The following is a 24,721-nucleotide window of genomic DNA, read 5'->3' as shown; positions in this document are numbered from 1 at the left end:
CCCGGCGAACGAGGAGCGGGCCCATGTCGGTGATCCTGCTGGCTTTCATCGTCGCGGCGCTGGATCAGGCGACAAAGTGGTACGTGCGCGCGCACTTCGACTTCGGCGTCGCGCACCCGGTCATCCCGGGCTTCTTCGACCTGACCTATGTCCGCAACACCGGCGCGGCCTGGGGCATGCTCGGCGGCCAGAACGCCGTGCTGACCCTCCTCTCGGTCGTCATCCTCGTCCTCATGGTGATCTTCCGGCGCTCGTTCTTGAGCCGGACCTGGGAGCACCGCCTGGCGCTGGCGTTGCTCGTCGGCGGCGTGGTCGGCAACCTGCTCGACCGTGTGCGCCTCGGCTGGGTCACGGATTTCCTCGATTTCCACGTGCGCGGCTGGCACTGGCCGGCGTTCAACATCGCGGACGCGGCCATCTGCGCGGGCGCGGGCCTGTACATCGTGTCCGCGTTCTGGGTGGCCGGCCATCCCCTCAATGAATCCCGCCGCAAGGCGGAGCCGGCCGCGCCGTCCCCGGAGTCCTGATGACCGGTGCGCCGACTGCCTGGTTTCTCGTCGGGCCGACCGCGGCCGGGAAATCGGCCGTCGCGCAGCACCTGGCCGAGCGCGAAAGCCTCGACATTCTCTCCGCCGATTCCATGCTCGTCTACCGGGGCATGGACATCGGCACCGACAAGCCTACAGCGGCTGAACGCCGCCGCGTCCGCTACCGGGGCCTGGACTTGGCCGGCCCCGGCGAGTCGTTCAGCGTCGGCCGGTACCTCGAGGCCGCCCGCGCGGCCTTCCACGAGACGGCGCCGGGCCGGCTGATCGTGGTCGGGGGCACCGGCCTGTACGTGAAGTGCCTCGTCGAGGGACTCGATGCCGCGCCGCCGGCCGATCCTGAACTCCGCCGGCGGCTTTCGGAACTGGATGTCGCTGGACTGCAGGAGGAATTGCGGCGGCGCGATCCGGCGCGCCTGGAAGCGCTGGCCGATCCCCGGAATCCGCGCCGGCTGATCCGGGCCATCGAGTTGGCCGAGACCTCCGCTCACCCTTCCCGCCTCGCGCGCCCGTCGGGGCCGCCGATGGTCGGCCTGCGGCCCCAGGCCGCGCCGTGGCGCGCGAAGATCGGGGAACGGGTGCGCAAGATGTTTGACGGAGGACTGCTGGAAGAAGCGCGACGCCTGCACGAGCGGCACTCCGCGCTTTCCGCTACCGCCCGCCACGCCATCGGCTACGCCGAGGCCTTCGCGGTGCTGGACGGAACCCTGACCGTGGGGCAGGCGCGGGAGCAGGTCGTCCACCGCACCTGGCAGTTGGCGCGCCGGCAGATGACCTGGTTCCGGCACCAGGTCCGCGTGGAGTGGATCGATCACGATTTCAGCGAGCCCGTCGCCCGGCTCGCGGACCGGGTATGGGCGGCATGGAGGAAACATGGGCCGAACCCCGTTGTCCTTCCGGGATGAGCCGGAACGGGTCCTGCTGGTCGGCGTCCGCCTGAAGGACCAGCGCCGCGAGGTTGTCGAGGACCTGCTGGACGAGCTGGCGCAACTGGCCGATACCGCCGGCGCCGAGGTCGTCGGGCGGATGATCTCCAACCAGCAGACCTTCCACCCCGCGACCCTGATCGGCAAGGGCAAGGCCGCCGAGCTCGCCGGGCGCGCCGCGGCCGAGGACATCACGACGATCCTCTTCGACGACGACCTCTCGCCCGCGCAGGGCCGGAACCTGGCGGACATCACGGAGTGCAAGGTCATCGACCGGGCGCAGCTGATCCTGGATATCTTCGCGCAGCACGCCCGCTCGAAGGCCGGTCGCCTGCAGATCGAGCTGGCGCAACTGCAATACCTGCTGCCGCGCCTGCGCGGCATGTGGACGCACCTCGAGCGCCAGCAGGGCGGCATCGGCCTGCGCGGCCCGGGCGAGAAGCAGCTGGAACTGGACCGGCGCCGGATCCTCGATCGGATCACGCGGATTCGCGAGTCGCTCGAGGAGGTGCGTCAGCACCGCGCCGAGCAGCGGCGCGGCCGCCGCCGCCACGGCTGGGCCCTGCTGACGCTCGTGGGCTACACCAACGCCGGCAAGTCCACGCTGATCAACCACCTGGCCGACGCGCAGGTCGAGGCCGACGACCGGCTCTTCGCCACGCTCGATCCCACCACGCGGCAGATCCGCCTGCCGAACCACCAGCCCGCCCTGATCACCGACACGGTCGGCTTCATCCGCAAGCTGCCGCACCACCTCGTCGAGTCGTTCAAGGCGACGCTGGAGGAGGTCGGCGAGGCGGACCTGCTGATCCACGTCATCGACGCCGCGCACCCGGGCGTCGAGGAGCAAATCCGCGCCGTGGACCAGGTGCTGAAGGAACTCGGCGCGGAGGGGAAGCCCCGGATTTCCGTGCTGAACAAGCTGGACCTGCCGGCGGCGGGCGCGCAGGCCGCGCGGCTGGCGCCCGGCCTCGAGCGGCCGGTGACGGTCTCCGCGCTGACCGGCGAGGGGCTCGACATGTTCCGGGCCGAGCTCGCCGACTTCCTCAAGAGCCGCACCCTGCGCGCGCAGCTGCTCGTCCCGCCGGCGGAGGGAAAATTGCTTGCCGCCATCCGGAGTTCCGGTAGGGTGTTCGAGGAGAAATACGAGGCCGACGGCGCGGTCCGGCTCGACGTCAGCCTTCCGGAGCGGCTGTTCGGCCTGTGCCTGCCGTACCGGCTGGACCACGGGGAGTCGCCGCCCGGGGACGGCGCGAACGGCTTCCGCGACCCGTGACCATGGAAACGCTCTATCCCATTGCGCCGAGGCGCGTCGCCGACATCCCGTCGCGGCAGCGGCCGCGCGAGCTGTTCGAGCGGCTCGGCGCCGAGCACGTGTCCGAGGAGGTGCTCATCGCCCTGCTGCTGCGGTGCGGCATGAAGGGCCTGAACGTCGTGGACCTGGCGCATAACCTCCTGATGGAGTACGGCTCGCTGACCGCGCTCGCCCAGGCCCCGGTCCAGGAACTGACGAAGAAGAAGGGCATCGGCCCCGTCAAGGCCCAGATCCTGCGCGCCGCCCTCGAGCTCGGCCGCCGCCTGAACGAGGAATCCGCGCCCGAGCGCCCGTTCGTCCGCACGCCGGAGGACGCCGCGCGCGTCCTGCGCGGGCGGGCCAATACGCGCGAGACGGAGGCGTTCTGGGTCCTGCTGCTGGATACGAAGAACCGCCTGCGCCAGAACCCCGTGGAGATCAGCACGGGCCTGCTCAACGCCAGCCTGGCCCACCCGCGCGAGGTGTTCAAGGAGGCGATCCGCTGCCTGTCCGCCGCCGTGGTGCTCGTGCACAACCATCCCTCCGGCGATCCCGCGCCGTCGGCCGAGGACATCCGGATCACGCGCCAGCTGGTCGAGGCGGGGCGGATCGTGGACATCCCGGTGCTGGACCACATCATCCTGGGCCGCGCCGCGGAGCCGGGGGCGAAGGACTATTACAGCCTGCGCGAGAGCGGGGTGGTCAGCTTCGAGGACAAATCATGAACATTCATCCGACCGCCGTCGTGGATCATGGCGCCGTGCTCGGCGCGGACGTCGTCGTGGGGCCGTTCGCCGTCATCGACCGGGATACGCAGATCGGCGACGGGTGCGTCATCGGCCCGCACGCCGTCATCCACCGCTACACCAGCATCGGGCCGGGTGGCCGGATTCATGCGGGCGCCGTGCTCGGGGATCTTCCGCAGGATCTCGCCTTCAAGCCGGAGACGGTCAGCTATGTCCGGATCGGCGCGCGCTGTTGGATTCGCGAGGGCGTGACGATCCATCGCGGCACGAAGCCGGACACCGTCACGGAGGTCGGCGACGACTGCTTCCTGATGGTCAACTCGCACCTCGCGCACAACGTCAAGCTGGGGAACGGCGTGATCCTGGTCAACGGCGCGCTGCTGGCGGGCTACGTCGAGGTGGGCGAGCGGGCGTTCATCAGCGGCAACGCCGTCGTGCACCAGTTCGTGCGGATCGGGCGGCTCGCGATGATGGGCGGGCAGGGGGCGGTGTCGCAGGACATCCCGCCGTTTTGCACCGGGCGCTCGGGCGCGGGGAACCAGATCCTGGGCCTCAACACCGTCGGGCTGCGCCGAGCGGGCTTCAAGCCCGAGACACGCCAGGCCCTGCGCGCCGCGTTCAAGATTCTTTACCGCTCCGGCCTGAACACCTCGCAGGCCGTGGAGCGCATCCGCGCGGAGTTGAACGATCCGGCCGTGACGGAGTTCTGCGACTTCATCGCCGCCTCCCGGCGCGGCATCTGCGGCCTGCTGGAGGGCGGGGAAGGAGTGGAGGACCAGGCCTAGATGGAGGGCGGCATGCCTCTGCCGCCAGGCCCTTCTGCGGGCGCCGGCAAGCGGCGCCCCTACAGGATTGATTCATAAGGCCGGCGCCCATGCCCCGATCTTTAGCGAGTCCTGGAGGCGCCGCGCCCCCGCGGCGCATCGAGCGGGACGAGGGCGTCCCGCCTCCAGCTCGCTGAAGATTCGGGCGCCCCTACATTGAGAACATTTCCCTGTTTCCATCGCCGTGGCAGGCTGATACAATACCGCCACAACGAGGCGCTGCGCATAGAACAGGGAGGTCGGTCATGAAGCGATTCGCGATCGGGTGGGTCGTGTTGGTGTTGCTGGCCGGGGTGGCGGGCACGCTCGCGGGCAGCGTGTGGATCAATGAGGCGGGCCCGGCCTACGGCACGATTCAGGCTGCGGTCAATGCGGCCAGCAGCGGGAACCAGATCTGCATTTCCACCAGCGTGTTCCCGGAGAACGTGGTCGTCTCTGACAAGGATTTGACCTTGCGGGGCGGTTACGATGAATCGGTGCCGATCCATGTCGGCGGCTATTCCGTGATCAACGCGGGCGGGTCGGGCGGGGCGTTGTCGTTCATCCGCAGCATCAGCACCGTGAACTACTTGAAACTGCAGAATGGAAACCGGGGAGGGGATGGCGGGGGCGGCGCCCACCTCGTCTCTTCCACCGTGGATTTTAACGATGTTCACTGGATCAACAATTACGGCCTCAACGGAGGCGGCTTGTACGTGGACAGCCAGTCCGAAGCCGGGTTTTACAATGCCTCGACCATTTCCAACTGCTATGGCGTTTATGGCGGCGCGGCCTTTGTAGCCGGCAAGCTGAACCTGTACAATGGTTCCCGGATCGTCTGCAACCGGGGTACCAACGAGGGCGGAGGGGTTTTTGTCTGGACGAACGCCGAGTTGACCGCGTGGGGCACCCTTTTCCACAGCAACACGGCCGTGAAGGCCACGGCACGGGGGGGGGCGGTGTATGCCGCCACCAATTCCGAGGTGGTTTTGTGGGAGGGCAGCGTCATTCAAAGCAACCGCGCATACGAGGGCGGCGGGTTGTGGGGCAGCGGGGGCTGGGTTGTTGTGGTGGATTGCTCGTTCATCGGCAACACGGCCGATTCATCCGGCGGGGCTATCTACGGGGAGAATCTGAAAGCCTTTGCCATGCGCTCCAAGGGGCTGTTTAACGTCACCTCCCCCTCGAACGTAGTGCAAAACAACCAAGCGCTGTACGGCGGGGGGATGATGTTCATCAGTTCGCCCATCGTCATTTCCAACGCCCTGGTCATGTCCAACACGGCGCTGTACGGCGGGGGAATCTACTACATAGATGCCCCCGGTTTCGCGGGCGCCACGATACGCTGCGCCCGGGTCGTCGCGAACATGGCCGTGGACCCCGTAGGCTTGAGTTCGGCCGGCGGCGGGGGGATCTACGCCAGTTTCGGCCACATGCTGCTGGACGGCGTGAATATCATGACCAACTACAGCGACGGGCATGGCGGAGGCGTGCTGGCCTTGAACGATGCGCGCATCAGCGTCGAGTCGTCGAGTCGGGCTTCCATCGTGGAGTATAACGCCGCGGCGCATTCGGGCGGAGGATTCTACGTCAACGGCACGAATGCCCTTCGGATCCTGGGACGTGCCAACGAGCCATCGTGGGTGGATTGGAACCGTGCATGGGAAAGCGGCGGCGGCGTGTATGCGCGATACCTGTCGATCACCGGCGCCGTGATGGTCAACAACAACCGCTGCGCCACGAACGGCGGAGGTGTCTGCGTCCTGGACAAGGTGGACGTGCTCGGCGGAACGAACGCGATGGTGCAGTTCATCGGCAATTGGGCCGACCAGAATGGCGGCGGGCTGTACATCGGGCCCGAGGGCTCCGTGTACAGCGTGGCCAACATCACCAGCATCCTGTCCGGGGTAACATTCGATAATAATCGCGCGATAGCCTCGGGTGGCGGGGTCTATCTCAAAGCGCGCAGCGCGAATATCGGGCCCGCGGCCTTTACAGAAAATTGGGCCGATCAGTATTCCGGCGGGGGCTTGGCGGCTGTCGAGGCCCCCTGGCTGCTGGTCGGCTCGGATGACCGCTATTTCAAGGCGCCCAGCAACTGGCCCACGTTGTTTGCACGGAACTACGCCACCTTGCACGGGGGCGGGTTGTATATGGACTCGTGCGAGCGTTCGACGGTCCGCTTGAGCGCGATCCTATCCAACCTATGCTGGAACGGAAGCGGCGGCGGCCTGCTGGCGAACAGGTGCCGGTTCGATCTGCTGGACTCCGTGGTGGCCAACAATCACACGGTATGGACCCTGGGCACTGACGGGGTCTCTATTCAGAACAGTACGGGCTGGGTCGAGCAATGCACCATTTACAGCAATGGGGGGTATGGCGTTTCCTTCACCGATGCCGGGTATAATGTCAACCATTCGATCCTGTGGGGGCACTCGATAGCCCAACTCCAGGGACTCGGGTTTGTCACCACCCGCTATTGTTGCGTGCAGGACAACTGGCCGGGGCTGGGGAATATCACCAACAACCCGCGGGTGATGGCGAATTACCACCTGCGCTACGACTCGCCCTGCATCGAGGCGGGCGAGGCGGCCGCGGGCTCGTACGACGTGGACGGGGAATTCCGCCTGTTCATGAAGGATCTCGGCTGCGACGAGTTTGTGGACACCGACCTGGACAACCTAGCCAACGTCGTCGAAACGGGAACCGGGGTCTACCAGGGCGAATACGACGCGGGCACCAGCTGGCTCCAATCGGATACGGACGGCGACGGAACCAAGGACGGCGACGAGGTTATCGCCGATACCGATCCCACCAGTTCCAACAGCGTGCTGCGGTTCGTCTCCATCACGCGCTCCAACGCATGGATCAACCTGGCGACCGACGGCGGCCAGCAGGCCTACCGCGTCTACGAGTGGCGGACCGCCATGATGGATACGAATCAGTGGATCGTGCTGTGGACCAATACGCCGCCGATGCCGAATCGTACCAATCTCCTGGTGTCCTTCGGCGTGCCGGATGACTACTACTTCCGGGTCCGGGCCTTCCGCGACCCCTGACGGAAGGCATGGCGGCGGCCCGCCCCCGGTCCGGCGGGCCGGCAGGACTGATTCAAGAGGCCGGTGAGCCCTTGATCCAAAGGAATGTGCCTTTTCGATAGGCCTTGGCCCGCAAAACGTAAGGGCCCCGAATTCACGGAGCCAGCCTGCCCGCGACCGGGGGCGGTCGCGAGCTACGCCGAGCACGGCCTCCCCGGCGTCCGTGTAGCGCGGCCTCGCCCTCGAGGCCGGCGCATGCCCTGGTGTGCGCGGGCCTTGTTCTTCCATGGTTGGAACGGGTTACGATCCTTTGTGAATCAGTCCTGGCGGTCCGGCCGTCCTGGCGGATTGTGCTTGAATTCCATGCTGTGTTGTGTAGGGTACGACCATCGGAAAGATCTTCAGGGCAAGGTGAGCCCGGTCCGAAAGGCGCCGGGCGAGTCCTGACCGGCGGTGAAAGCCCGCGACCCGTGCAGCAGACCAAGCGTCGCTGCACGGCTGATGTGGTCAGGCCGGGAAAAAACGGCCGATCCGCAGCCGACAGTAAAGTCTGGATGGAAGAAGATCGAGGCGACACGTGCGCCTGGGCCCTGGGATTTTTCCCGGGGCGTTTTTTTTATGAGCCAGGAAAAGCCAACAAAGGCCGCGCCGTTCAGCGCCATCGCGGACGCCATCGAGGCGGTCCGGAACGGCGAGCTGGTCGTGGTCGTCGACGACGAGAAGCGGGAGAACGAGGGCGACCTCGTGCTCGCGGCGGAGAAGGTGACGCCCGAGGGCATCAACTTCATGGCGCGGCACGGGCGCGGCCTGATCTGCGTGTCCATGGAGAAGGACGCCCTGCAGCGGCTCCACCTCACCCGCATGGGCCCGCCGGGCGAGGGCGGGCGCTTCGCCACGGCCTTCATGCAGTCCGTGGACGCGCGCGAGGGCATCTCGACGGGCATCAGCGCCTACGATCGCGCGCAGACCATCCGCGTGCTGATCGGGAAGGACACCCGGCCCGGGGATCTCGTGCGCGGGGGGCACGTGTTTCCCCTCGAGGCCGTGTCGGGCGGCGTGCTGCGGCGGGCCGGCCATACCGAGGCGGCCGTGGACCTGGCGCGCCTGGCGGGCCTGAACCCGTCCGGCGTGATCTGCGAGATCATCAACGACGACGGGCGCATGGCCCGGCTGCCGGACCTGCTGGAATTCGCCGCGCGGCACGGCCTCAAGATCATCACCATCGCGGACCTCGTGGAGTGGCGCCGCAAGCGCGAGAAGCTGGTCGAGCTCGAGCGCAAGGTCAGCCTGCCGACGGAGGCCGGCCGGTTCGACCTGTACCTGTATCGTTCGCTCCCGGACGATCACCACCACCTGGCCCTGGTCATGGGCCAACCCGCCGAGCAGCCCGCCCCGCTGGTGCGCGTGCATAGCGAGTGCCTGACGGGCGACGTCTTCGGCTCGCTGCGCTGCGACTGCGGAACACAGCTAAAGGCGGCCATGGAGATGATTGCGAAGGAAGGGCACGGCGTGGTGCTCTACATGCGGCAGGAGGGCCGCGGGATCGGCCTGGCCAAGAAGCTGCACGCCTACGAACTGCAGGAGTCGGGGCTCGACACGGTGGAGGCGAACCAGAAACTGGGCTTCGACGCCGACCTGCGGGACTACGGCATCGGCGCGCAGATTCTCGCGGACCTCGGGCTGAAGCGGATCCGGCTGCTGACCAACAACCCGCGCAAGATCGTCGGGCTGAAGGGACACGGGCTCGAAATCGTCGAGCGCGTGGCGCTGGTCCTGCCCCCGACGCAACACAACGAACGTTACCTGGAGACGAAGAAGGCCAAGCTGGGGCACTGGTTATAGACAAGGAGCAACACATGAGCACGAAGGAATACGCCGGTCAGTTGAATGCCGCTGGGCTGAAGTTCGGCATCGTGGTGAGCCGGTTCAACGACTTCCTCACGCGGCAGCTGGTGGCCGGCGCGATGGACTGCCTGGTCCGGCACGGGGCGGCCGAGACGGACATCGCCATAGCCTGGGTCCCGGGCGCCTACGAGATCCCGCTGGCCGCCCAGAAGCTGGCGCAGGGCAAGAAGTACGCCGCCGTCGTGGCGCTGGGCGCGGTGATCCAGGGGGCCACGCCGCACGCGGAGTTGATCAACACGCAGCTCGCCCGGGCGCTGATGCAGATCGCGCTCGACAGCGGCGTGCCCGTGATCGACGGGGTCGTCGCCGCCGAGAACCTCGACCAGGCGATCGAGCGCTGCGGCACGAAGTCGGGCAACCGGGGCTGGAACGCCGCGCAGGCGGCGATCGAGATGGCCAACCTGTTCGGCAACTGGAAGTAGGCCGGCATGGGCGGACGACACGAGGCGCGGCAGTGGGCGGTGCAGTTCCTGTTCCAGCGGGATTTCAACCGGGACGACCTGGACCCGGCCCTCGAGCTGTTCTGGGCGGGGGTCAAGGGCACGCCGGCCGCGCGCCGGTTCGCCGAGGATCTCATCCGGGGCGTGGACGCGAAGCGTGAGGAACTGGACCGGCTCCTCCAGAAGTATGCCGAAAACTGGGACCTCAAGCGGATGGGTGCCGTGGATCGCAACGTCATGCGCGTCGGCCTCTACGAGATGCTGCATTGCCCCGACGTGCCGCCCGTGGTCTCCATCAACGAGGCCGTCGAGCTCGCCAAGGAATTGAGCGGCTCGGAGTCCGGCAAGTTCGTCAACGGCATCCTCGACCGCGCGCGCAAGGACATCGACCGGCCCGCCCGGGCGGCGGTGAAGAGGGAGAAACGTGGTCACGTGGATTGACGCCCTGGCGCGGACCCGCCGGCAGATCGCGGGCGCGCTGTCCCGGGTCTTTTCCGGCCGGAAGAAGGAGGACGTCTCCTTCGAAGAACTGGAGGAAACCCTCCTGCGGGCCGACGTCCCCGTCCACCTGGCCACGAAGCTGGTCGCGGAGATGGAGCAGGCCTACCAGGGGCTGCGGGTATCCCGCCGGGAGGTGCTGCGCACGATTCTCCGCGACAGCCTGAAGGGCGCCGCCTTGGAGCCGTTCGCGTGGCCGGCGCAGCCCCGGCCGCTCGTGCTCCTCGTGGTCGGCGTCAACGGATCGGGCAAAACGACCACCTCGGCCAAATTGGCCCGTCATGCCTTGCGCGCGGGGCTCCAGCCGCTGCTCGGCGCCACGGACACGTTCCGCGCCGCTGGCGCCGACCAGTTGAAATGGTGGGCCGACCACCTGGACGTGGAGGCGGTGGTCGGCGCGCCGAACGCCGACGCCGCCGCGGTGGCCTACGACGCGCTCGACGCCGCGATCGCGCGGAAGAAGGACGTGCTGATCGTGGACACGGCGGGCCGGATGCACACCAAGCAGCCGCTCATGCAGGAGTTGCAGAAGGTCCGCGGCGCGTTGAACAAGCGGCTGCCCGGCGCGCCGCATGAAACCTGGATCGTTCTCGATGCCACGCTGGGCCAGAACGCGCTGGCCCAGGCGCGGGTCTTCCACGAGGCCGTGCCGATGACCGGTGCCGTCGTGGCCAAGCTGGACGGTTCGGCGAAGGGCGGTTTCGTTTTCGGGGTTGCCCGGGACCTGGGCATCCCGATCCGGTTCGCGGGCCTGGGGGAGAGCGCCGATTCGCTGGCGCCATTCGACCCGGACGAGTTCGTGAACGCCTTGCTGGGGCCGGACGAAGGGAAATGAAGATCAGGAACAAAGGGAAAGTGACACGGGCGTCCCGCCCGTACTCCGCACGGCCGGGACGGCCGTGCCACCGTATCTGAATGAAACACGAACCCTACATGTGTCGGGCGCTGGAGCTCGCCCGCCGGGGCGAAGGGCTGACCCGCCCGAACCCGGCGGTGGGCGCGGTGGTCGTGCGCCGCGGGCGGATCGTGGGCGAGGGTTGGCATCGGAAGGCGGGCGGCCCGCATGCCGAGGTTCACGCGCTCCGCCGGGCGGGAGCGCGGGCGCGGGGCGCGACGCTGTACGTCACGCTGGAGCCCTGCTGCACGTGGGGGCGCACGCCGCCCTGTACCGCCGCCATCCTGGCGGCGGAAATCGCCGAGGTGGTCGTCGCCACGCGCGACCCGAACCCGGCGCATGCGGGGCGCGGGTTGCGCCTGTTACGCAAGGCTGGCGTGAAGGTTGTCGAAGGCGTTCTCAAGGGCGAGGCGCGGGAGTTGCTCGCGCCGTTCGCCCGGTGGATCCTGACGCGCCGGCCCTTCGTGACGCTGAAGATGGGCATGACTTTGGACGGCCGCATCGCCGACGAGACGGGCGCCTCGCGCTGGATCACGGGCCCGGCGGCCCGCCGCCAAGTGCAGGCCCTGCGGCGCCGGGGCGACGGGGTGCTCGTGGGCAAGAACACGCTGCTCAAGGACAATCCCTCGCTCCTGCCGCGGCCGGCGAAAGGCCGAAAGCCGTGGCGCATCGTCCTGGCGCCCGACGGGCGCGTCCCGGCATCGGCCAAGGTGCTGTCCGACGGGCATGCCGACCAAACCCTGGTGGCCGTGTCGCGCGCCTGTGCCCCGGCCCGGGTGAAGGCCATCGAGGCGGCCGGCGCGCGCGCGCTGCGGATACGGACGGCCGCGGGCCGGCTGTCGGCGAAAGACCTCCTGGAAGAACTGGGCCGGCGGGGCCTGCTGCACGTGCTCTGCGAGGGCGGCGGGGGATTGGCGGCGTCGCTGATTCGGGATGGACTGGTGGATGAGTACCTGTTCTTCATTTCGCCGTCCTTCCTGGGCGGAGGCGCGGCCGCCGTCGTGGGGGGGCGGGGCTGGCGCATGGCGGGTCGGCCCCAGCTTCGATTCATTTCCGTTGAGCGGTGCGGGCCGGATATCATGGTGCGCGCCAGACCGAGGTAACTCATGTTCACGGGATTGATCCAGCAAGCCGGCCGCGTGGTTTCCGTGAGCGTCGGCGCGGAGGCCGGGCGAATCACCGTGCAGGCGGAAGCGTGGGGGCAGCCCTTCGCCGTCGGCGAGAGCATTTCCGTTTCCGGCGCGTGCCTGACACTGGTTTCATTCGCGGAGAACCGGCTGGTGTTTGACGCCTTGCAGGAGACGTTCCGCCGAACCAACCTGGGACAGAAGAAACCGGGCGACCGCGTGAACCTCGAGCGGGCCCTGCGGGCCGGGGAGGCCCTGGGCGGGCACATCGTCACGGGGCACGTGGACGGGGTGGGGACGGTCCGCGCCGTCGGCCGGGCCGGGCGCGACTGGGTGCTGGAGATCGAGGTCGGGAGCGAACTGCTGGCCGGCCTGGTTCCCAAGGGCTCCGTCGCCTGCGACGGGGTCAGCCTGACCCTCGCGGATCTGAAGGGAAAAACGTTCAGCGTGCATATCATACCGCACACGTGGAATCAGACCGCCCTTTCGGACTTGCAGGCCGGCGCCGCGGTCAACATCGAAACCGACATTCTAGGGAAGTACGTCAGGCGGCTGCTCCCGGGCGGCGGCGGAGCCGCCGTGACGATGGAGTCGCTGCGCCGGGCGGGTTTTATGGATTGAAGTGAACGCCGGGCTCCTTTAGAAACTACCGCGAATGAAATCCCCGAGCCCAAAGCGCACGGCCATCGAACCCGCGGCCGGACGCCCGCCTTGGATTACCCTCCTGGCATGGGCTGCGCTGGCCGCGGGGGCGCTGATGGCCCTGCTGGCGGTGAGCCAGATGTTCGGTTCCGCGTCGGCCGCGGGCCGGTTCGCCGCGGAGGGGTGGGGGGACAGCGCCTCGATCATCGTCCGGAACCGGATCGGCGCGCTGTGGCATGGCGCCCTTCTCTTCGGCTGCGCCGGGGGGTTCCTGTTCCTGCTGACCGCGCGCCGGGAGGGCGCCCCGTCGATCCAGGTCGTGGCGGCGCGCTGGGGGTTGGTCGCGGTCATGGCCCTGGATGCGATCCTGCTGGCCCGGCACTATGTGCACTCCATGCCGCTGACCGCCGTGCAGGAGAACGATGTCGTCCGCGTCCTGAAGGACCGCCCGCGCGAGCAGCGGGTGGCCCTGCTCACGCAGGAGGGCTTCTATAACAACTGGCTCACGTACCTTTTTCCCTACCACGGCATCAAGTCTGTGAATATCACCCAGATGCCGCGCATGCCCGAGGAATACCAGCGCTTTCTCCAGACCGTCGGGCGGAACCCGCTGCGCTTCTGGCAGCTCTCCGCCGTGGACCGCGTCCTGGCCCCCGCCGGCGCCTGGAGCCAGATCCAGGCCGATCCCGGGATGAAGGACGCGTTCACGCTGGCGCTCGGCTACAACGTCGGGCTGCGCGACGGCGATCTCGTGGTCACGCCGGCGAACGCCTACGCGCCCGCGCAGCACGTGGTGCTGACGTTCTTGAAGCCGGCCCCGTACGCCGCGCTGCTGGGCGGCTGGGCCGCCATGGACGATGACGCCGCGCTTCGGCGGCTTGCGGACCCGGCCGTGGAGCCTTTCCAGGTCCTGGCGGTTTCGCCCGACACGGCCGAGGGCCTGCCGGCCCCGGAGGGGCAAGGCCTCGTCGGGCAGGCCCAGGTGGCGCGGTACGCCTCCGGGAGCATGGCGATCCTGACCTCCGCGGATCGGCCGGCGGTGCTCCGTGTGGCCGAGAAGTTCGACCCGGGCTGGCAGGCCCGCGTGGACGGCCGGCCGGCACCCGTGCGGCGGGTGGACTTCCTGTTCCTGGGCGTGGGCGTGGAAGCCGGTGCGCACGAGGTGGAGCTTTTCTACAAGACGGGCGCGGGCAGCCTGGCGGCGCTGGGGCTGGGCCTGCTGCTCTGCGCCGGCGCGGCCGCGAGCCTGCTGGTGCGCCGGGTGTTCACCCGCCCGGGCGGGCAGGACGGGAAACACTAAAACGCGTTTCTTCCCGTAATAGGGAAGAGGCGGATGGATCCCGATGACATCACGATCAAACAGGATTCTGTTGGGCTTCACGCTCGTGCTGGCCGCGGCCGCGATCGGGGCCGCGATCCTCTACCGGAACCAGGCCCGGCTCGCGCAGGAGCAGGCCGACGTGGCGCGCACCGAGGCGGAGACGTGGCGGGCGCGGGCGTGGACCGAGCCCGCCGCCGTGGCTCCGTCGCCCCAGGCGGCGCCCGTCGAGGTGCCCGCCGGCGTGGCCGTCCGCGCGGAGGACTCGGGGGCGCAGGAGCGGATTCGCGCGCTGGAGACCGCCCTTGCCGAGAAAGACCGGGTCATCTGGGACCTGCAGGTCCGGGCCACGAACCGGCCGCCCCCGGAGGAGCGCCGGGATCGCGGCGACTGGATGGAGGAACTCCGGCAGAGCGATCCGGCCCGGTACGAGGAAATGCAGAAGCGCCGGGAGGAGCGGCAGCGCGAAGTGTCCCGGCAGTACGCCGAGAAGGCCGCCTACTTCCTCAAGCGCGACACCTCGAAGATGAAGGACGAGGAAAAGGCTTCGTACGATCTCATGCTGCAGCTGCTGGACGAGACCTGGCGCCTGACCGAGCAGATGCGGGTGGTCAATTCGCCGGAGCAACGCCGGGAACTGGGGATGGCCCTGCGCGAGAAGGCGCGGGTGCTCAACCCGCTGCTGGAGGAGGAGCGCACGCGGACCTTTGTCGAACTGGGCGAGCAGGTCGGCTACACGGGCGCGGCGGCGGCGGAATTCGCGGACTACCTCGAATCCATCATCGAGCTCACCTCGCCCCGCGGCCTGTTCCGCGGCGGCCCGCCGGGCGGGCGCGGGGGCGGCGGGCCTCCGCCCGGGCCCTGACGGCCCGCTCCGGGCGCGGCTCGTCTGTAACAAATCACTTCACATCCGTGAATTGATTTGTTGCATCACGGCGCGGCGGCGGGGCCGGCGCCGCCGAAATATGCCCGGTTTTCAATCCGGGCACGGTGTGCTAGGATGACCCATTGATTCTTTCCCGGAAAAGCGGAACCCATGAGCACGGACCATATCCTGGTGGCGGGGGCGCGGGAGCATAACCTGAAGGACATCACCGTCCGCATCCCGCGGAACGCCCTGACCGTCGTCACGGGCTTGAGCGGGTCCGGGAAGTCCTCGCTGGCGTTCGACACCCTCTACGCCGAGGGGCAGCGGAAATACGTCGAGAGCCTGTCGGCCTACGCGCGGCAATTCCTGGAGCAGATGCAGAAGCCGGAGGTGGACCACATCGAGGGCCTGTCGCCGGCCATCGCCATCGAGCAGCGGACCGCCGGCGCCAACCCGCGCTCCATCGTGGCCACCACGACGGAGATCCACGACTACCTCCGCCTCCTCTACGCCAGCGTCGGCCACGCCCACTGCTGGAAGTGCGGGCGGCCGATCAGCCGCCAGAGCGCCGAGGAGATCGTCGAGCAACTGCTGAAGCTGCCGCCGAACACGCGCCTGACCCTGCTGGCCCCGCTGGTGCGGGGCCGCAAGGGCCGGCACGAGGAGATCATCGAGGCCGCGCGCAAGCAGGGCTTCGTTCGGGCGCGCGTAAACGGGGAACTCGTCGAACTCGACGGCGCGCCGGACCTGGACAAGCGGAAAAAACACACGATCGAGGTCGTCGTGGACCGGCTGGTGCTCAACGACAAGATCCGCGCGCGCCTGACGGACTCGGTGGAACTGGCGCTCAAGCAGGGCGAGGGGCTCCTCCAGGCGATCTACCCCGCGGGGGACGGGCAGGCCGTGGAGCAGCTGTATTCCGAGAAGCACGCCTGCCCGCACTGCGAGTTGAGCTTCGACGCCCTGACCGCGCGGCATTTCTCGTTCAACAGCCCGTACGGGGCGTGCCCGACCTGCCTCGGCCTCGGGACGATGCTGGTCTTCGACGAGGACCTGATCGTGCCCGATCCGAACCTGACGCTGGACGAAGGCGCGGTGCGCGCGTGGAAGGGCGGGGGGCGGCGGACGGCGATCTACTACAAGGGGCTCCTGCGGGCCATCACCCGGCACTGCAAGATCGACATGGAGACGAAGTACCGGGACCTGCCGGAGTCGTTCCGCGACGTCCTGCTGCACGGGACGGGCGAGGAGGAGGTCGAGTTCGGGTTCTGGCGCGGCGGCGCCTACCACAAGTACCGCAAGCCGTTCGAGGGCGTCATCCCCAACCTCAAGCGCCGCTACGAGCAGACCGACAGCGATTACATGCGCCAGAAGCTGGCCGGCTTCATGAGCCGACAGCCCTGCACCGCCTGCGACGGCGCCCGCCTGCGGCCCGAGGCGCTGGCCTGCAAGGTGGGAGGCCGGTCGATCGTGGACGTCACCCGGATGTCGATCAAGCGCGCGCTCGAGTTCTTCTCGGCCCTGCCGTTGACCGAGCAGGAGGCGCGGATCGCGAAGGAAGTCATCAAGGAAATCCGGGAGCGGCTGACGTTCCTCGTGGACGTCGGGCTGGACTACCTGACGCTCGACCGCGAGAGCGGGAGCCTGTCCGGCGGCGAGGCGCAGCGCATCCGGCTGGCCACGCAGGTCGGGGCCGGGCTCGTCGGGGTGCTGTACGTGCTGGACGAACCCAGCATCGGGCTGCACCAGCGGGACAACCGCAAACTGATCAACACCCTGCTGGGCCTGCGCGACCTGGGGAACACGGTGGTCGTCGTCGAGCACGACGAGCAGACCATCCTGTCCGCCGACCATGTCATCGACCTCGGGCCGGGCGCCGGGCGGCACGGGGGCGAGGTGGTTTTTTCGGGCACGGTGCCGGAGCTGATGAAGTCGCCGTCGTCGCTGACGGCGAAATACCTGCGCAAGGAGGTGGAGATCCAGGTGCCGGGGGCGCGGCATCCGCCGGCCGGCGAGTGGCTGGATATCCACGGCGCGGCGGAGAACAACCTCAAGAACATCCACGTCCGCATCCCGCTGGGGCTGCTGGTGTGCGTCACCGGCGTCTCCGGCAGCGGCAAGAGCACGCTGGTGGACGAGATCCTGCGGCGGGCCCTGTTCCGGCGCTTCTACGGCTCCCGCGAGCGGCCGGGCAAGCACAAGAAGATCACCGGGATGGAGTACCTCGACAAGGTGATCGTCATCGACCAGTCGCCGATCGGCCGGACTCCGCGGAGCAACCCGGCGACGTACACCGGGGCCTTCTCGCTGATCCGGGACCTGTTCGCGAACCTGCCCGCCTCCCGGGTCCGGGGCTACGGGCCGGGCCGGTACAGCTTCAACGTCAAGGGCGGGCGCTGCGAGCGGTGCAAGGGCGACGGCATCCTGCGGATCGAGATGCATTTCCTGCCGGACGTCTACGTCACGTGCGAGCAGTGCCGGGGCCAGCGCTACAACCGGGAGACGCTGGACATCCGGTACCGGGGGAAGAACATCGCGGAGATCCTCGCCCTCACGATCGACGAGGCGGTCGAGTTCTTCCAGCCGATCCCGCGGCTGGCCCGCAAGCTGGTGACGCTCTCCGAGGTGGGCCTGGGCTACCTCCAGCTCGGGCAGCCGGCGACGACGCTCTCCGGCGGCGAGGCGCAGCGCGTGAAGCTCTCCGCCGAGTTGAGCCGGCAGGACACCGGGCGCACGCTCTACCTGCTGGACGAGCCGACCACGGGCCTGCATTTCGCGGACGTGCATCGGCTGTTGAAGGTCCTCGAGCGGCTGCGCGACGCGGGGAACACCCTGGTGGTGATCGAGCACAACCTCGACGTGATCAAGACGGCGGATTACGTGATTGATCTGGGGCCCGAAGGCGGGGATGCTGGGGGCGATATCGTGGCCTGCGGCACGCCGGAGGAGTTGGCGGCCCATCCGGATTCCCATACCGGGCACTACCTGGCCGAGGCCATGGGACGGCGCAAATGAAGCGGACAACGGTCAGCCTCCTGGCGGGCCTGCTGATCTGGGGCGGGCCGGGGGTCTTCCCGTCGCGGGGCGACCTCTGGCCGCGCCACGCCCAGGACCGCGACCGGGCGCTCCAGGCCGGGCGCGCCGCGCTGGAGGACGGGCTCTACCAGGTGGCGGAGCAGCACCTGGAGCAGTACGTCCGGCTCGCCAGCGGGCGCAAGGCCCGGTCCGAGGGGACCCTCCTGCTGGCCCGGGCGCTGTACGGGCAGGGCCGCCACGGGGCGGTGGTCGCCCTCCTGGACGAGCGGGTCTCGTGGGCGCGCGGGACGGACAGCGAGGCGGGCTTCGTGCTCTGGCAGGCGCTGTCCCTGTTCGAGATGGGCCGGTACGAGGACGTCCTGCGCCTCGTGGAGGATTTCAAGACCCGGTTTCCCGACAGCCCCTACCGCCCGCAGGCCGCCCGGCTGCGCACCAAGTGCCTCGTGAAGATGCAGGAGATCGCGGAGGCGCTGCAGGCCTTCGCGAAGTTCCAGGAGACCTATCCCGAGTCGCCGGAAATCCCCGCCAACCTGCTGGACTGGGCGGGCACGCTGATCCGGCTGGGCCGCAAGGAAGAGGCGCGCCAGGTCTTCGGCCAGTTGCTGGACACATACCCGGACAGCGAGGCCGCCGCCCGGGGCCAGCTTTGGCTCGCCGGCACCTACAAGGACATGGGCGAATGGGAGACGGCCCGCGACGTCCTCGCCTCGCTCGCGAAGCAGAAGGCCGCGCGGCCGGAGTACCGGGCCTCCGCCTGGTTCGCGCTGGCCGACATCCAGGAGTCGCGGACGAACTACCCCGCGGCGCTCGAAGCCCTGGAGCAGGCGGCGGCATCGAGCGCCGATCCTCGCGGCGTCGCCCGGGCTGAAAGCGCGAAGGGACGGGTGCTGGTGCGGATGGGGCGCGTGGACGAAGGCGTGGCCGCCCTCCGCGCCGTCGTCGCGCGCGGCCTGGAGGACCCCGCGCCGCAGGACCTGCAACTTGATCTGGCCCGGGTGCTGTTGGAAACGGGCCATTACGAGGCCGCCGAGAGGCAGTACCAATACTACCTCGAAGCGTTTGCCGACCCGGCCCGCCTGGCCGCGGCCTGGATGGGCAAGGGCTGGTGCCTGTGGGAATTGAAGCGGTATGCCGAGGCGGCCGCCGCGTTCGAGCGGGCGCGCGAGGCGGCGTCCGAGCCCGACCTGAAGGCCCGGGCGCTCTACAAGGTGGGCGACTGCCACTTTGCCGGCGGCGCCTACCAGCGGGCGATCGACAGCTACCGGCAGGCGGCCGGCGAGACCGGGGACTTGGCCCTGGCGGCCGACGCCCGGTTCCAGGAGGCCGAATCGCTGGCCCGGTTGAATCGGCTCGACGAGGCGGAAAGCCTGTTCGGGCGGATCGTCACGGAGGCCGCCGACCCGGCCCTGGCCGAGCGGGCCCGGCTGCGGATTGCCCAAGTCCGTGAACGGGCCGCGCGATGGGCCCCGGCGATCGAGATGTACACCCAGTTGCTGAAGGAGGAGGGTGTCTCGCCGGCGGCCCGCGAGCAGGCCCTGCACAACCGCGGGCTCATCCAGTATCGCCTGGGCCGGTTCAAGGAGGCGATGAAGGACTTCGACCAGGTCATCGAGGATTACCCGGGCGGTTCGACCGCGGAGCAGGCGTTCTACATGCGCGGCTGGGCCTTGTACCTCCTCGGCAACGACCGCGAGGCGCTGTCCGTGTGCCGGAAGTTCCTGGCCGAGTACCCGCAATCCGCCTGGGCGGCCGACGTGCTCTTCTGGCTGGGCGAGTACTATTTCAACCGGGGCGAGTACGCCGAGGCGGAGAAGCATTTCGCGCGCCTGGCGGAGCAGTACCCCGCGGGCGACCTGGCCGATGACGCGCTGTTCTGGGCCGGCCGCTCCGCGGCGACGCGCAAGGAGTACGTGCAGGCCATCGAGCATCTCAACCGACTGGCGCAGGATTATCCCGAGAGCCCCAAGCTGCCGGAAAGCCGCTTCGCGCAGGGCGATGCCCTGACCGAGCTCGGTCAGTTCGGCGGGGCGATCCTGGCCTTCGACGAGGTCATCAAGAAGTACCCGGACAGCCCGCTGGCGGACGCGGCCTGGGGGCGGAAAGGGGACTGCCTGTTCACCCTGGGCAACGACGATCCCCTGCGTTATGCCGAGGCGCTGGAGGCCTACCGGATGGTGCTGAAGAGCCCCACGGCCGCAGCCGATATGAAGGCGCAGGCGGAATTCAAGATGGCGCGGTGCCAGGAGAAGTCCGGGCTGCCCGACGAGGCCGTCGCCACGTACATGAACGTGGTGTACGGCCATCTCTCGGCGCTCGGCAAGGGCGCCTCCGGCAACCCGCTCTGGTTTACGCGCGCCGCGTTCAACGCCGCGGCGATCCTCGAGTCGCAGTCGAAATGGCGCGAGGCGGTGAAGGTGTATCAGCGGGTGGGGGAGGCGGGCGTGCCGGCGTCGGCCGAGGCGCAGGCCCGCATCCGGCAGATCCAGTCCGAGCACTGGATCCTGTTTTAGAAAGGAGCGCGGCCATGCTGGAGATCATGCAGAAAGGCGGCCCGATGATGTGGCTGATCCTGGTGGTCAGTTTCATCGGGGCCGCGGTGTTCCTTGCCAAGCTCTACGAGCTGCACCGCGCGCAGATCCCGTCCGGCGATTTTCTGAAGGGGATCTTCAATATCCTCAACCGTCACAACATCGTGGAGGCCGTGAGCATCTGCGAAGAAACGCCCGGCCCGGTCGCCAGCGTCGTCCGCGCCGCCATCCTGCACCACGACGAGGAACGCCCCGCGATCGCCCAGGCCATCGAGGAGACCGGCCTCGCCGAGATCCCGCGGCTCGAGCGCCGCGTGGCGCTGCTGGCGACCGTCGCGCAGCTGGCCCCGGTGATGGGGCTGCTGGGCACGGTGATCGGCATGATCCGCGTGTTGTTGACCATCGAGCAGAAGGCCCCGCTGGTCCACGCCGGCGACGTGCTGGGCGGGCTCTGGCAGGCGCTGCTCGCCGCGGCGGCGGGGCTGGCCGTCGGCATCCCCGCGTACGCAGGCTATAACTTCCTGGTCAGCCGCGTGGAGTCCATCCTGCTGGACATGGAGCGGGCCGCCGCGGATATCCTGACGTACCTGACCGGCCCGGGCCGCCGCACCGGAGCGTAAGCCGATCATGCCGGACACCTTCCATCCCGAGACCGAGCGGTTGAGCAGCCTGCGCCGGCGGTTCCGCACCCGGCTCCGGCTGGCCTGCGGGCCGATGGCGGCGGTCCCGCTGGTCAATGTCCTCCTGCTCCTCTGGCTGTTCCTGATCGTCCACTCCTCGTTCGTGCTGCGGCCGGGTATCCGCATGCAGTTGCCCGCCGCGCCGTTTAACGCGGGGACCCGCTACGGGACCTGGGTGGTCACCCTGACCCAGGAAGGCCTGGTGTTTTTCGGCGACGAGCGGATGGGGCTCAACGAGCTGCCCGCGGTCCTGGCGCAGGCCGCGTCGGCGAGGCCCGATACGCCGCTGCTCATCGAGGCGGACGGCAAGGTCCGGCAGCAGGTGCTCGTGAACGTCTACACCATGGCCAGCGAGGCCGGCTTTCGGGAAGTGGTGCTGGCCACGCGCCTCCCGGACCGGGCGGCCGGTGCGCCATGAACACGGGCGTGGCCGAACAGCCCGCCCTGCCGCTGCGCCGCCCGTCCCTCCCCGTCGCACCGCCGGCCGTCCGTCGCCGGGGCGGCGGCGCGTGGGCGGCGGCGCTGCTGCTGGCCGCGGCCTGGCACGCGGCGTGGATAGTCGGGTTGGGGTGGCGCAAGGAAACGCCCCGGCCGGCCATGCCCTCGGCTCCGAATCTCCTCTTCGCGAAACTGCCGGCGGGGCCGGAGGTGTACGCCGATCCCCGCCTGGTCTGGTCTCCGGTCCTGTTCGCCCTGCCCAGCCCGTGGGGCTTCAGCCGGCCGGCGCTCGAGGAGCGGATCGTGCATCGCCCCGCGGCGGGCAGGCAGGGCTCGGTTCCGCGCCTGCGGGAACGTGAACAGATGCCGCCGCCCGCGGGCCTGTACCGCGACGGGCAGCTCGAGGACGAGGTTGCGGCCAACTTGTTCCGGGTGCCGCTGCCGCCGCTGGGGGCGTCGGTATTCCGGCGTCCCGCCAGGCCGCCGCCCGCGGTCGTGGAGTACGGGCCCGGCTGGTCCGAGGAACTGCTGGAGGACGGGCCCCTTCCCGAGGGTTGGGAAGAAGGCGGCAAGGCCCCGTGGGAGGTCGCGGCCTACGTCGAGGCGGACGCCGCCGGCCGCGTGACGCACGTGCTGCTCGAGGCCCCCTCCGCCTTTCCCGAAGTCAACCGCGTCCTGGAGGGGGCGCTCCGGCAATGGCGGTGGAAGCCCGGCGAGGGAGCGCGGAGCGGCCGCGTGGTGTTCCGCGCGCCCGGCGCCCCGCCGGACGCGAAGGAGACCCCGTGATTTCCGTCTCGCTATACACCCTGCTGTGGCTGCCGATGGCCGCCGCGCTGCTGGTCGTGCTGGGGCTCGGCGCCGGCTACTCGAGGGCCGGCCGCGTGCGGACCCGCCGCCGGCGCGCGTCCAACATCTACCGCTGCGCCGTCTGCCGCCGCGTGTACGTCGAGGCGAGAGATCTTCCCCTGGCCCGCTGCCCGCATTGCAGTTGCATGAACGAAGTCGTTAAGCGAGGATAACGGTCTGGAGAGACCCGGAGCCGCCCATGGAAATTCACATTGCACGCTGGTCCGTCGATCGCTCGTGCCCGGAGGTGGACCGTTTCCTTCAGCGGCCGGCGATCGACCCGGCGGCGGAAAAAAAGGCCCGGCGCGTGTTGGAGGATATCCGCCAGCAGGGCGACGAAGCCCTGGTCCGGTACGTCCGCGAGTTCGACGGGGCGGCCCTGGAGCCCGCCGGCCTGGCCGTGAGCACCGAGGAACGCAAGGCCGCGCTCGCCTCGGTGGACGCCGAGTTCAAGCGCTGCGCCACGGACGCCTGCCGGCGGATCACGCGCTTCGCGCAGGCCGGCCTGCGGAAGGACTGGACCATCGCCACGCCCAAGGGCGGCGTGCTCGGCGAGCAATACGTCCCGCTGGCGCGGGTCGGCTGCTACGTCCCGGCCGGCGCGGCCCCGCTGGCGTCCACGGCGTTGATGACCGTCACGCTGGCCCGGGTCGCCCATGTCCGTGAAATCGTCGCCTGCTCGCCCGCGGGCAAGGACGGCACGCTGGATCCGTACCTCCTCTACAGCCTCGACCTCGCCGGCGCGTCCGAGATCTACAAGCTCGGCGGCATCCAGGCCATCGGCGCGATGGCCTACGGGACCCCCACCGTCCGCAAGGTGCAGAAGATCGTCGGCCCCGGCGGCCCCTACGTCACCGCGGCCAAGCGCCTCGTGTACGGCGAGGTGGACCTGGACATGATCGCCGGACCCAGCGAGATCGCCGTGCTGGCCGACGATTCCGCGCTGCCGGAGTACGTGGCCGCGGACCTTCTCTCCCAGGCCGAGCACGGCACGGGCCATGAAAAGGCGCTGCTGGTGACACCCTCGAACCGCCTGGCCGAGGCCGTGCGGAAGGAACTGGTCCGGCAGGCCGAGCGGCTCTCGCGCCGCCAGGCCGTGGAGCGGGTGCTGGAGGACGGCGTCCTGTTGGTCGTGGTGGATCACCTGGACGCCGGCATGGAACTGTGCAACCGCTTCGCGCCCGAACACCTCGAGATCATGACGGCGGAACCGCGCCGGTGGGTGCCCAAGGTCCGCGCCGCGGGCGCGGTGTTCACCGGCGCTTGGACGCCCGAATGCGCCGGCGATTTCGTCGCCGGCCCGAGCCACGTCCTGCCCACGGGCGGAACGGCCGCCATCTTCTCCGGGTTGAGCGTGGACAGTTTCCGCCGCCGCAGCAGCATCCTTTCCCTGACGCGGGCGGACCTGCAGGACATGCTGCCCGTGATCGAGGCGTTCGGCCGCGTAGAGCGGCTCGACGGGCACACCCGCTCCGCGCAGATCCGCTTCGAGCAGAAGTAGCCGGCACGCCGGCCGGCGAGGAGGGGGCCATGATGGAGTTGGTCGTGATGAGCGCCGCCTTCGCCATGGGGGCGGCCATTCCGCACAAGTATTCCGGGGGCGGGGGGAATGCATCGCCGCCGTTGGAATGGGGGACCGTACCGGACGGCACGAAGAGTATAGCCGTGTTGTGCGACGACCCCGACGCGCCCGCGGGCGACTGGGTGCACTGGGTGCTCTTCAACCTCCCGCCGGACGCGCGGAAACTGGAGGAGGGGATCCCGGCCTCGCCCCGCCTGCCGGATGGCGCCGTCCAGGGCCTCAACGACTACAACCGGAACGGCTACGCCGGGCCCTGGCCGCCGCCCGGCCGCCCGCACCGTTACCACTTCAAGGTCTACGCCCTGGATGCCCGGCTGTCCCTGACCGAGAAGGCCCGCAAGGCCGACCTGCTGAAGGCCATGCAGGGGCACATCCTCGCCCAGGGCCTGTTGACGGGAACGTTCGGGCGCCAGGCACTGTAGCGGCGGCTCTGCGAGCCGCCCCTCGTGTTTGGCCCTTTTCTTATCCTGTCAGTGCGTACAGGACGGCAGATTCGAGTCGAGGGAGGGGTTTTTTCGACTTCTGGGTAGGGGGTGATGTGTGCACGAAGTCACATAAACCCGGTC

The 24,721-nt window shown here is 69.1% G+C and carries 22 protein-coding genes and 1 riboswitch; all 22 genes read left to right on the top strand.

Annotation, left to right across the window (positions count from 1 at the left end):
* Positions 1 to 23 precede the first annotated feature (23 nt).
* Positions 24 to 527 carry a signal peptidase II gene (gene lspA, locus KA248_10195; protein ID MBP7830275.1) on the top strand — a complete coding sequence of 168 codons (504 nt, stop codon included), beginning with the start codon at positions 24 to 26 and terminating at the stop codon, positions 525 to 527.
* Complete coding sequence (gene miaA / locus KA248_10190) at positions 527 to 1,450, top strand: tRNA (adenosine(37)-N6)-dimethylallyltransferase MiaA (GenBank protein ID MBP7830274.1); 924 nt, start codon at positions 527 to 529, stop codon at positions 1,448 to 1,450. The genes lspA and miaA overlap by 1 nt, the downstream gene beginning before the upstream one ends.
* Entirely contained in the window at positions 1,419 to 2,747 is a 1,329-nt protein-coding gene (hflX, locus tag KA248_10185; GenBank protein ID MBP7830273.1) for a GTPase HflX, read from the top strand. The genes miaA and hflX overlap by 32 nt, the downstream gene beginning before the upstream one ends.
* A gap of 2 nt (positions 2,748 to 2,749) precedes the next feature.
* Complete coding sequence (gene radC, locus KA248_10180; GenBank protein MBP7830272.1) at positions 2,750 to 3,490, top strand: DNA repair protein RadC; 741 nt, start codon at positions 2,750 to 2,752, stop codon at positions 3,488 to 3,490.
* Positions 3,487 to 4,296, top strand: coding sequence for an acyl-ACP--UDP-N-acetylglucosamine O-acyltransferase (gene lpxA / locus KA248_10175; GenBank protein MBP7830271.1), 810 nt, complete (start codon positions 3,487 to 3,489; stop codon positions 4,294 to 4,296). Before radC ends, lpxA begins: the two co-directional genes overlap by 4 nt.
* A 284-nt stretch (positions 4,297 to 4,580) precedes the next feature.
* A complete protein-coding gene (locus KA248_10170) occupies positions 4,581 to 7,373 on the top strand; it encodes a hypothetical protein (protein ID MBP7830270.1) in 2,793 nt (930 codons plus the stop codon).
* Positions 7,374 to 7,745: 372 nt separating this feature from the next.
* Positions 7,746 to 7,922, top strand: a riboswitch (FMN riboswitch).
* A 48-nt stretch (positions 7,923 to 7,970) separates the two neighbouring features.
* Entirely contained in the window at positions 7,971 to 9,194 is a 1,224-nt protein-coding gene (locus KA248_10165) for a bifunctional 3,4-dihydroxy-2-butanone-4-phosphate synthase/GTP cyclohydrolase II (protein MBP7830269.1), read from the top strand.
* A gap of 14 nt (positions 9,195 to 9,208) precedes the next feature.
* On the top strand, positions 9,209 to 9,679 hold the full coding sequence (locus KA248_10160; GenBank protein MBP7830268.1) for a 6,7-dimethyl-8-ribityllumazine synthase: 471 nt from the start codon (positions 9,209 to 9,211) through the stop codon (positions 9,677 to 9,679).
* 6 nt (positions 9,680 to 9,685) lie between these two features.
* Positions 9,686 to 10,138 carry a transcription antitermination factor NusB gene (gene nusB / locus KA248_10155; protein ID MBP7830267.1) on the top strand — a complete coding sequence of 151 codons (453 nt, stop codon included), beginning with the start codon at positions 9,686 to 9,688 and terminating at the stop codon, positions 10,136 to 10,138.
* Positions 10,122 to 11,030: a signal recognition particle-docking protein FtsY gene (ftsY, locus tag KA248_10150; GenBank protein ID MBP7830266.1), complete on the top strand. Its 909-nt coding sequence runs from the start codon at positions 10,122 to 10,124 to the stop codon at positions 11,028 to 11,030. Before nusB ends, ftsY begins: the two co-directional genes overlap by 17 nt.
* Before the next feature lie 80 nt (positions 11,031 to 11,110).
* A complete protein-coding gene (gene ribD / locus KA248_10145; protein MBP7830265.1) occupies positions 11,111 to 12,193 on the top strand; it encodes a bifunctional diaminohydroxyphosphoribosylaminopyrimidine deaminase/5-amino-6-(5-phosphoribosylamino)uracil reductase RibD in 1,083 nt (360 codons plus the stop codon).
* A gap of 3 nt (positions 12,194 to 12,196) precedes the next feature.
* Positions 12,197 to 12,838: a riboflavin synthase gene (locus tag KA248_10140; GenBank protein ID MBP7830264.1), complete on the top strand. Its 642-nt coding sequence runs from the start codon at positions 12,197 to 12,199 to the stop codon at positions 12,836 to 12,838.
* A 34-nt stretch (positions 12,839 to 12,872) separates the two neighbouring features.
* Positions 12,873 to 14,159, top strand: a complete 1,287-nt coding sequence (locus KA248_10135) for a hypothetical protein (protein MBP7830263.1) — start codon at positions 12,873 to 12,875, stop codon at positions 14,157 to 14,159.
* 43 nt (positions 14,160 to 14,202) lie between these two features.
* Complete coding sequence (locus tag KA248_10130) at positions 14,203 to 15,042, top strand: hypothetical protein (GenBank protein MBP7830262.1); 840 nt, start codon at positions 14,203 to 14,205, stop codon at positions 15,040 to 15,042.
* A 171-nt stretch (positions 15,043 to 15,213) separates the two neighbouring features.
* Positions 15,214 to 18,060: an excinuclease ABC subunit UvrA gene (uvrA, locus tag KA248_10125; GenBank protein ID MBP7830261.1), complete on the top strand. Its 2,847-nt coding sequence runs from the start codon at positions 15,214 to 15,216 to the stop codon at positions 18,058 to 18,060.
* Positions 18,057 to 20,591 carry a tetratricopeptide repeat protein gene (locus tag KA248_10120; GenBank protein MBP7830260.1) on the top strand — a complete coding sequence of 845 codons (2,535 nt, stop codon included), beginning with the start codon at positions 18,057 to 18,059 and terminating at the stop codon, positions 20,589 to 20,591. The genes uvrA and KA248_10120 overlap by 4 nt, the downstream gene beginning before the upstream one ends.
* Before the next feature lie 14 nt (positions 20,592 to 20,605).
* Entirely contained in the window at positions 20,606 to 21,229 is a 624-nt protein-coding gene (locus KA248_10115) for a MotA/TolQ/ExbB proton channel family protein (GenBank protein ID MBP7830259.1), read from the top strand.
* 7 nt (positions 21,230 to 21,236) lie between these two features.
* Positions 21,237 to 21,707: a biopolymer transporter ExbD gene (locus KA248_10110; protein ID MBP7830258.1), complete on the top strand. Its 471-nt coding sequence runs from the start codon at positions 21,237 to 21,239 to the stop codon at positions 21,705 to 21,707.
* The gene (locus KA248_10105; GenBank protein MBP7830257.1) at positions 21,704 to 22,513 is read left to right on the top strand and encodes a hypothetical protein; all 810 of its coding nucleotides are present in this window, start codon (positions 21,704 to 21,706) and stop codon (positions 22,511 to 22,513) included. Before KA248_10110 ends, KA248_10105 begins: the two co-directional genes overlap by 4 nt.
* A complete protein-coding gene (locus KA248_10100) occupies positions 22,510 to 22,746 on the top strand; it encodes a hypothetical protein (GenBank protein ID MBP7830256.1) in 237 nt (78 codons plus the stop codon). Before KA248_10105 ends, KA248_10100 begins: the two co-directional genes overlap by 4 nt.
* A 26-nt stretch (positions 22,747 to 22,772) precedes the next feature.
* Positions 22,773 to 24,074: a histidinol dehydrogenase gene (gene hisD, locus KA248_10095; protein MBP7830255.1), complete on the top strand. Its 1,302-nt coding sequence runs from the start codon at positions 22,773 to 22,775 to the stop codon at positions 24,072 to 24,074.
* A gap of 32 nt (positions 24,075 to 24,106) precedes the next feature.
* Entirely contained in the window at positions 24,107 to 24,577 is a 471-nt protein-coding gene (locus KA248_10090; GenBank protein ID MBP7830254.1) for a YbhB/YbcL family Raf kinase inhibitor-like protein, read from the top strand.
* Positions 24,578 to 24,721 lie beyond the last annotated feature (144 nt).

This window comes from Kiritimatiellia bacterium (genome assembly GCA_018001225.1).
Classification (GTDB): domain Bacteria; phylum Verrucomicrobiota; class Kiritimatiellia; order CAIQIC01; family JAGNIJ01; genus JAGNIJ01.
This window is presented reverse-complemented; position numbering and strand designations above follow the sequence as displayed.